This is a genomic window from Burkholderia sp. AU45388, from assembly GCF_030481585.1.
Classification (GTDB): domain Bacteria; phylum Pseudomonadota; class Gammaproteobacteria; order Burkholderiales; family Burkholderiaceae; genus Burkholderia; species Burkholderia sola.
Window position 1 is genome coordinate 1 of record NZ_JAUJPV010000067.1, and the last position, 1,309, is coordinate 1,309.

Consider the following 1,309-nt stretch of genomic DNA (forward strand, 5'->3'; position numbering starts at 1 on the left):
TCACCGCCGACGAGCAGGCCCGCGGCGGCAAGACGCTGCCGCTCAAGAGCATCGCCGACGAGGCGATCGCGCTGGGCGGCTGCGAAGCGGTCAAGAGCGTGATCGTCTATCGCCGCACCGGCGGCAAGATCGACTGGCATGCGGATCGCGACCTGTGGATGCACGAACTCACGGACGGCGAATCCGACACGTGCGAGCCGACCTGGGTCGGCGCCGAGCATCCGCTGTTCATCCTGTATACGTCGGGCTCGACCGGCAAGCCCAAGGGCGTGCAGCACAGCACCGGCGGCTACCTGCTGTGGGCCGCGCAGACGATGAAGTGGACCTTCGACTGGAAACCCGACGACGTGTTCTGGTGCACGGCCGACATCGGCTGGGTCACGGGCCACACGTACATCACCTACGGCCCGCTCGCCTGCGGCGGCACGCAGGTCGTGTTCGAGGGCGTGCCGACCTATCCGGACGCCGGCCGCTTCTGGAAGATGATCGGCGATCACAAGGTCACCGTGTTCTACACCGCGCCGACCGCGATCCGTTCGCTGATCAAGGCCGCCGAAGCCGACGACAAGGTTCACCCGAAGAGCTATGACCTGTCGAGCCTGCGCATCATCGGCACGGTCGGCGAGCCGATCAATCCGGAAGCGTGGATGTGGTATCACAAGCACGTCGGCCACGAACGCTGCCCGATCGTCGACACGTGGTGGCAGACCGAAACCGGCGGCCACATGATCACGCCGCTGCCGGGCGCGACGCCGACCGTGCCGGGTTCCTGCACGCTGCCGCTGCCGGGCATCATGGCCGCGGTGGTCGACGAGACCGGCCAGGACGTGCCGAACGGGCAAGGCGGGATTCTCGTCGTCAAGCGTCCGTGGCCCGCAATGATCCGCACGATCTGGGGCGACCCGGAGCGTTTCAAGAAGAGCTATTACTCGGAAGAACTCGGCGGCACGCTGTATCTGGCTGGCGACGGCACCGTGCGCGACAAGGAGACCGGCTACTTCACGATCATGGGCCGGATCGACGACGTGCTGAACGTGTCGGGCCACCGGCTCGGCACGATGGAGATCGAGTCGGCACTGGTGTCTCACGAGCTGGTGGCCGAAGCGGCGGTGGTGGGCCGTCCGGACGACACGACGGGTGAAGCGGTCGTGGCGTTCGTGGTGCTGAAGCGCGCGCGCCCGGAAGGCGACGAAGCGGCGGCGCTCGCGAAGACGCTGCGCGACTGGGTCGGCAAGCAGATCGGGCCGATCGCGAAGCCGAAGGACATCCGCTTCGGCGACAACCTGCCGAAGACGCGCTCGGGCAAGAT

General features: G+C 67.2%; 1 protein-coding gene. It reads left to right on the plus strand.

Translation table 11 applies throughout. The annotated features are described in order from the left end of the window. Positions 1–1,309: acetate--CoA ligase (locus QZM72_RS35450; RefSeq protein ID WP_301740436.1), on the plus strand; the 1,309-nt coding region annotated here is incomplete at both ends.